Here is a 7,912-nt window from a genome sequence, read left to right on the forward strand (position 1 = left end):
TAAGATCCCGATGACTAGTTTGCACGCCGACGAGGCTTTCCTCGGCCATTACCAGTTGAGCCACGATCCTTTCGCTCCCCGGGTCCCTGGCTTCAAGTTCTTTCCTGCCCAGCGCAAGCCCGTGCTGGGGCAACTGCATCACCTGGCCCGCTACAGCCAGTTGCTGCTGGTGGTCACCGGGCCTCAGGGCAGCGGCAAGACCCTGCTGCGCCAGGCGCTGGTAGCCAGTACCAACAAGCAATCGGTGCAGAGCGTGGTGGTGTCGGCCCGCGGCGCCGGCGACGCTGCCGGCGTGCTGCGCCAGGTGGCCCAGGCGCTGAACGTGGCCGAGGCTGAAATCGGCGCGATCCTCGCCCAGATAGTGCAGCTGGCCCTGACCGGTCAGGAAGTCTATCTGCTGGTGGATGATGCCGAGCAGCTCGACGAGTCCGCCCTCGAGGCCCTGCTGGCCCTGGCGGCCGGCGCTCCGGAAGGTCGTCCCCATGTGTTCCTGTTCGGCGAGTCGTCGCTGATCGCCGCACTGGACCAGCTCAATACCGAGGAAGAGCGCTTCCACGTCATCGAGTTGCAGCCTTATACCGAAGAGGAAACCCGCGAATATCTGGCCCAGCGGCTTGAAGGTGCGGGGCAGGGCATCGAACTTTTCTCCGCAGATCAGATCAGTGATATTCACGAAGGCTCCGATGGCTGGCCGGGCAACATCAACCAGGTCGCCAGGGATGCAATGATCGAAGCAATGATCGCCAGCCGCTCTGCGGTCAAGCGTCCAAGTATGGGGTTCAACATGCCGAAGAAACACGTATTGGCCATCTCCGCTGTCGTGGTGGTGGCCGTGGCCGCGGCCTGGTTGATGCCGGGCCGCAGCAAGGCTCCAACCACCGGCGCTCCGGCCAATGAGCAAGCGCAGCTGCCTTTGGGGCAAACACCGACACCCAATGCCAATGGCAGCCCGTCAGTAGAGTTCGCCGGTTCGTCACAGCCAATGCCGCTGCCGTTGGTCGGCCAGTCGCAGCCCGTGATGCGCGGTCCTCTGGCCGAAGCCGCAGGGGGTATCAGTGAGGGTGACGACGGGGTACCGGTTGAAGGCTCCAGCGCCGTTCCACCGACCGTGACCACCACCGCGCCGCCTGCTGGGGCTACGGCTGGCCCGACGCCGACTCCGGCAGCGCGTCCAGCCCCGGCACCGACCCAGGTGGCCACGGCCAAGCCTGCGCCTGCCGCCAAGCCGGCAGAGAAGCCAGTGGCAGCCAAGCCTGCTCCGGCCAAGCCGGCCGAGAAGCCGGTCACCGTGGCCAAGGCCGCCGGTGGCAGCTGGTACGCTGGCCAGGCGCCAGGCAACTACGTGGTGCAGATCCTCGGCACCAGCTCGGAAGCCACCGCGCAGAACTTCGTCAAGGAACAGGGCGGCGAATACCGCTACTTCAAGAAAGTCCTCAACGGCAAGCCGCTGTATGTGATCACCTACGGCAACTTCGCAAGCCGCGATGCAGCGGTCAGCGCCATCAAATCCTTGCCAGCGAAGGTTCAGGCTGGTAAACCTTGGCCTCGCACTGTCGCTAGCGTTCAACAAGAACTGGCAACAACTCGCTGAAGATTCGGCGGCCTTACCCAGGCCGCCTCTCCCGGCAACCTCAAATTTCCGCATCGGCATGCTGCCTTACAGGCCGCGTGCCTTGTGGTGTCTGCGTCACAGTAGTTTTTGAGTCGCGGCAGTCAAAAGCAAAACTTTTTGACTAGCACAGCATATCGCTTTAAAACGTTCATAAATGCGACATGAATTTACGACAGATCGTCGCTAAATTTGTGGGGCTTTGTGTCGGTGTGTACAATGACCTCCCTTTTGCCCCCGCAAAGCTGGCGTACGTTCGGCGCGGAATGCAAGTGGTTGAATTGAAAAGAAATTTGCCTCTAAAAGAGGCAGCCTGGTGAGAAAGTGTCTATGAAAGCAGGTCTGTACCAACCAGATGAATTTAAGGATAACTGTGGTTTCGGCCTGATAGCCCATATGCAGGGCGAACCCAGTCATACCCTGTTGAAAACGGCCATTGAGGCCCTGACCTGCATGACCCACCGCGGTGGGATCAACGCGGACGGCAAGACCGGCGACGGTTGCGGTCTGCTGATGCAAAAGCCCGACCTGTTCCTGCGCGCAGTCGCCACGGAGCACTTCGGCATCGAGCTGCCCAAGCAATATGCGGTGGGCATGGTGTTCTTCAACCAGGACCCGGTGAAAGCCGAAGCCGCTCGCGAAAACATGAACCGCGAGATCCTCGCCGCCGGCCTGCAACTGGTGGGCTGGCGCAAAGTGCCGATCGATACCAGTGTGCTCGGGCGTCTGGCCCTGGAGCGCCTGCCACAGATCGAACAAGTATTCATCGGCGGCCAGGGCCTGAGCGACCAGGATTTCGCCATCAAGCTGTTCAGTTCCCGTCGCCGCTCCTCGGTGGCCAACGCCGCCGACACCGACCACTACATCTGCAGCTTTTCCCACAAGACCATCATCTATAAGGGCCTGATGATGCCGGCGGACCTCGCCGCCTTCTATCCGGACCTGGGTGACGAGCGCCTGCAAACCGCGATCTGCGTGTTCCACCAGCGTTTCTCTACCAACACCCTGCCGAAATGGCCGCTGGCCCAGCCATTCCGCTTCCTCGCCCACAACGGCGAGATCAACACCATCACCGGCAACCGCAACTGGGCCGTGGCCCGGCGCACCAAGTTCGCCAACGACCTGATCCCGGACCTGGAAGAGCTCGGCCCGCTGGTCAACCGCGTGGGTTCCGACTCCTCGAGCATGGACAACATGCTGGAGCTGATGGTCACCGGCGGCATCGACCTGTTCCGCGGCGTGCGCATGATCATTCCGCCAGCGTGGCAGAACGTCGAGACCATGGACGCCGACCTGCGCGCGTTCTACGAATACAACTCGATGCACATGGAGCCGTGGGACGGCCCGGCCGGCGTGGTCATGACCGACGGCCGCTACGCCGTCTGCCTGCTGGACCGCAACGGCCTGCGCCCGGCGCGCTGGGTCACCACCCAGAACGGCTTCATCACCCTGGCCTCGGAAATCGGCGTGTGGAACTACCAGCCCGAGGACGTGATCGCCAAGGGCCGGGTCGGCCCGGGCCAGATCTTTGCCGTGGACACCGAGACCGGGCAGATCCTCGACACCGACGCCATCGACAACCGTCTGAAGTCCCGTCATCCGTACAAGCAATGGCTGCGCAAGAATGCCCTGCGCATCCAGGCCACCATGGAAGACAACGACCACGGTTCGGCCTTCTACGACGTCGACCAGCTCAAGCAGTACATGAAGATGTACCAGGTCACCTTCGAAGAGCGTGATCAGGTGCTGCGCCCGCTGGGCGAGCAGGGCTACGAAGCAGTGGGTTCGATGGGCGACGACACGCCGATGGCGGTGCTGTCCCAGCGCGTGCGTACCCCCTACGACTATTTCCGCCAGCAGTTCGCCCAGGTCACCAACCCGCCGATCGACCCGCTGCGCGAAGCCATCGTCATGTCCCTGGAGATCTGCCTCGGTGCCGAGCGCAACATCTTCCAGGAGTCGCCTGAGCACGCTTCGCGAGTGATCCTCAGCTCGCCAGTGATCTCCCCGGCCAAGTGGCGTTCGCTGATGAACCTCGATCGCCCGGGCTTCGAGCGCCAGGTCATCGACCTCAACTACGACGAGAGCGTCGGTCTGGAAGCGGCGATCCGCAACGTCGCCGACCAGGCTGAAGAAGCCGCGCGCGCCGGCCGCACCCAGATCGTCCTCAGCGACCGTCATATCGCGCCGGGCAAGTTGCCGATCCACGCCTCCCTGGCCACGGGCGCGGTGCACCACCGCCTGACCGAAAAAGGCCTGCGCTGCGACTCCAACATCCTCGTGGAAACCGCCACCGCCCGCGATCCGCACCACTTTGCGGTGCTGATCGGTTTCGGCGCCTCGGCGGTCTATCCGTTCCTGGCCTACGAAGTGCTGGGTGACCTGATCCGTACCGGTGAAGTGCTGGGCGACCTCTACGAGGTGTTCAAGAACTACCGCAAGGGCATCACCAAGGGCCTGTTGAAGATCCTGTCGAAGATGGGCATCTCCACCATCGCCTCTTACCGTGGCGCGCAGCTGTTCGAAGCCATCGGCTTATCCGAGGAAGTTTGCAACCTGAGCTTCCGTGGCGTGCCGAGCCGGATCAAGGGCGCACGTTTCGTCGACATCGAAGCCGAGCAGAAAGCCCTGGCGACCGAAGCCTGGAGCCCGCGCAAGCCGATCCAGCAAGGCGGCCTGCTGAAGTTCGTCCACGGCGGCGAATACCACGCCTACAACCCGGACGTGGTCAACACCCTGCAAGCCGCTGTGCAGCAGGGCGACTACGCCAAGTTCAAGGAATACACCGCGCTGGTGGACAACCGCCCGGTGTCGATGATCCGCGACCTGTTCCAGGTGAAGACCCTGGACACGCCGATGGACATCAGCGAAGTCGAGCCCCTGGAATCGATCCTCAAGCGCTTCGACTCTGCCGGTATCTCTCTCGGCGCCCTGTCGCCGGAAGCTCACGAAGCCCTGGCCGAAGCCATGAACCGCCTTGGCGCGCGTTCCAACTCCGGTGAAGGCGGTGAAGACCCGGCGCGCTACGGCACCATCAAGAGCTCGAAGATCAAGCAAGTGGCCACTGGCCGTTTCGGCGTGACCCCGGAATACCTGGTCAACGCCGAAGTGCTGCAGATCAAGGTGGCCCAGGGCGCCAAGCCCGGCGAGGGCGGCCAGCTGCCTGGTGGCAAGGTCAACGGCCTGATCGCCAAGCTGCGCTACGCAGTCCCCGGCGTGACCTTGATTTCGCCTCCGCCGCACCACGACATCTATTCGATCGAAGACTTGTCGCAGCTGATCTTCGACCTCAAGCAGGTCAACCCTCAGGCGCTGGTGTCGGTGAAGCTGGTGGCCGAAGCCGGCGTTGGTACCATCGCCGCCGGTGTGGCCAAGGCCTATGCCGACCTGATCACCATCTCCGGCTACGACGGCGGTACCGGCGCTTCGCCGCTGACCTCCATCAAGTACGCCGGTGCACCGTGGGAACTGGGCCTGGCGGAAACCCACCAGACCCTGCGCGGCAATGACCTGCGCGGCAAGGTCCGGGTACAGACCGACGGCGGCCTGAAAACCGGCCTCGACGTGATCAAGGCAGCCATCCTCGGCGCCGAAAGCTTCGGCTTCGGCACCGCGCCGATGATCGCCCTGGGCTGCAAATACCTGCGCATCTGCCACCTGAACAACTGCGCCACCGGCGTGGCCACCCAGAACGAGAAACTGCGCAAGGATCACTACATCGGCACTGTCGACATGGTGGTGAACTTCTTCACCTACGTCGCCGAGGAAACCCGTGAGTGGCTGGCCAAGCTTGGCGTGCGTTCCCTGGAGCAACTGATCGGCCGGACCGACCTGCTGGAGGTGCTGGAAGGCCAGACCGCCAAGCAGCATCACCTGGACCTGACCCCGTTGCTGGGCAGTGACCACATTCCGGCGGACAAGCCGCAGTTCTGCCAGGTGGACCGCAACCCGCCGTTCGACAAGGGCCTGCTGGCCGAGAAAATGGTCGAGATGGCCCGCTCTGCGATCAATGACAAGAGCGGCGCCGATTTCGCCCTGGATATCTGCAACTGCGACCGCTCCATCGGCGCACGGATCTCCGGCGAGATCGCCAGGCTCCACGGCAACCAGGGCATGGCCCAGGCGCCTATCACGTTCCGCTTCAAGGGCACTGCGGGGCAGAGCTTCGGCGTGTGGAACGCCGGCGGCCTGAACCTCTACCTGGAAGGCGACGCCAACGACTACGTGGGCAAGGGCATGACCGGCGGCAAGCTGGTGATCGTTCCGCCCAAGGGCAGCGTCTACAAGACCCAGGACAGCGCCATTATCGGCAACACCTGCCTGTACGGCGCCACCGGCGGCAAGCTGTTCGCCGCTGGCACCGCGGGTGAGCGTTTCGCCGTGCGCAACTCCGGTGCCCACACCGTGGTGGAAGGCACTGGCGATCACTGCTGTGAGTACATGACCGGTGGTTTCGTCTGCGTCCTGGGCAAGACCGGTTACAACTTCGGCTCAGGCATGACCGGCGGTTTCGCCTATGTGCTGGACCAGGACAACACCTTCGTTGACCGGGTCAACCACGAACTGGTGGAAATCCAACGGATCAGCGGCGAAGCGATGGAAGCCTATCGCAGCCACCTGCAGCGCGTGCTGAACGAGTACGTCGAGGAAACCGACAGCGAATGGGGCCGTAACCTCGCCGAGAACCTCGACGACTACCTGCGCCGTTTCTGGCTGGTCAAGCCCAAGGCTGCCAGCTTGAAGTCGTTGCTTTCCAGCACCCGTGCCAACCCGCAGTGATATGCGCCTGAAGAGTGTGATGAGGTTTTGATAATGGCTGAACGTCTGAATAACGACTTCCAGTTCATCGATGTCGGGCGCAAGGATCCGAAGAAGAAACTGTTGCGTCAACGCAAGAAAGAGTTCGTGGAAATCTACGAACCCTTCAAACCCCAGCAGTCGGCCGACCAGGCCCACCGCTGCCTGGGTTGTGGCAACCCGTACTGCGAATGGAAGTGCCCGGTGCACAACTTCATTCCCAACTGGCTCAAGCTGGTGGCCGAGGGCAACATCCTCGCCGCCGCCGAGCTGTCGCACCAGACCAACACCCTGCCGGAAGTCTGCGGCCGGGTGTGCCCGCAGGATCGCCTGTGCGAGGGTGCCTGCACCCTCAACGACGGGTTTGGCGCGGTGACCATCGGTTCGGTGGAGAAGTACATCACCGACACCGCTTTCGCCATGGGCTGGCGCCCTGACATGTCCAAGGTCAAGCCCACCGGCAAACGCGTGGCGATCATTGGCGCGGGCCCGGCAGGCCTGGGCTGTGCCGACGTGCTGGTGCGTGGCGGCGTGACCCCGGTGGTGTTCGACAAGAACCCGGAAATCGGCGGTCTGCTGACCTTCGGTATCCCCGAGTTCAAGCTGGAAAAGACCGTGCTGAGCAATCGTCGCGAAGTCTTCAGCGGCATGGGCATCGAGTTCCGCCTCAACACCGAGGTGGGCAAGGACGTGACCATGGAGCAGCTGCTCGCCGAATACGATGCGGTGTTCATGGGCATGGGCACCTACACCTACATGAAGGGCGGCTTTGCCGGCGAGGACCTGCCGGGCGTCTATGACGCGCTGGATTTCCTGATCGCCAACGTCAACCGCAACCTGGGCTTTGAAAAGTCGCCGGAAGACTTCGTCGACATGAAGGGCAAGAAGGTGGTGGTGCTGGGCGGTGGCGACACCGCGATGGACTGCAACCGCACCTCGATCCGCCAGGGCGCCAAGTCGGTGACCTGCGCCTATCGTCGTGACGAAGCCAACATGCCCGGCTCGCGCAAAGAGGTGAAGAACGCCAAGGAAGAAGGCGTGAAGTTCCTCTACAACCGCCAGCCGATCGCCATCGTCGGTGAAGACCGAGTCGAAGGCGTGAAGGTGGTCGAGACCCGTCTCGGCGAGCCGGACGCCCGTGGCCGCCGCAGCCCCGAGCCGATCCCGGGTTCTGAAGAGATCATCCCGGCCGACGCCGTGGTCATCGCCTTCGGTTTCCGTCCAAGCCCGGCGCCATGGTTCGAGCAGTTCAGCATCCAGACCGACAGCCAGGGCCGTGTCGTGGCCCCGGAACAGGGCCAGTTCAAGCACCAGACCAGCAACCCGAAGATCTTTGCCGGTGGTGACATGGTGCGCGGTTCTGATCTTGTGGTGACGGCGATCTTCGAAGGGCGCAACGCCGCCGAAGGCATCCTCGACTACCTGGGCGTCTGACCCACCTTGCAGGAGCCGGCTAGCCGGCGAACAACGATAACGCGGTGCTGTTGATGCACCGCGTCGATCGCT

General features: G+C 63.0%; 3 protein-coding genes. All 3 read left to right on the plus strand.

Features of this window, described 5'->3' with window-relative positions:
* The first annotated feature begins 10 nt into the window (after positions 1-10).
* The 3 genes from F6S12_RS10100 (at position 11) to F6S12_RS10110 (ending at position 7,840) form a co-directional block, all read left to right on the plus strand.
* Positions 11-1,591 (plus strand): AAA family ATPase, encoded by a 1,581-nt coding sequence (locus F6S12_RS10100; RefSeq protein WP_283991932.1) that lies wholly within the window; start codon positions 11-13, stop codon positions 1,589-1,591.
* Positions 1,592-1,939: 348 nt separating this feature from the next.
* Positions 1,940-6,388 (plus strand): glutamate synthase large subunit, encoded by a 4,449-nt coding sequence (gene gltB / locus F6S12_RS10105; protein ID WP_011058827.1) that lies wholly within the window; start codon positions 1,940-1,942, stop codon positions 6,386-6,388.
* A 33-nt stretch (positions 6,389-6,421) separates the two neighbouring features.
* On the plus strand, positions 6,422-7,840 hold the full coding sequence (locus tag F6S12_RS10110; protein ID WP_011058828.1) for an FAD-dependent oxidoreductase: 1,419 nt from the start codon (positions 6,422-6,424) through the stop codon (positions 7,838-7,840).
* Positions 7,841-7,912: the final 72 nt, after the last annotated feature.

It is taken from the genome of Pseudomonas sp. JV245A (assembly GCF_032424515.1).
GTDB classification, from domain to species: Bacteria; Pseudomonadota; Gammaproteobacteria; order Pseudomonadales; family Pseudomonadaceae; genus Aquipseudomonas; species Aquipseudomonas protegens.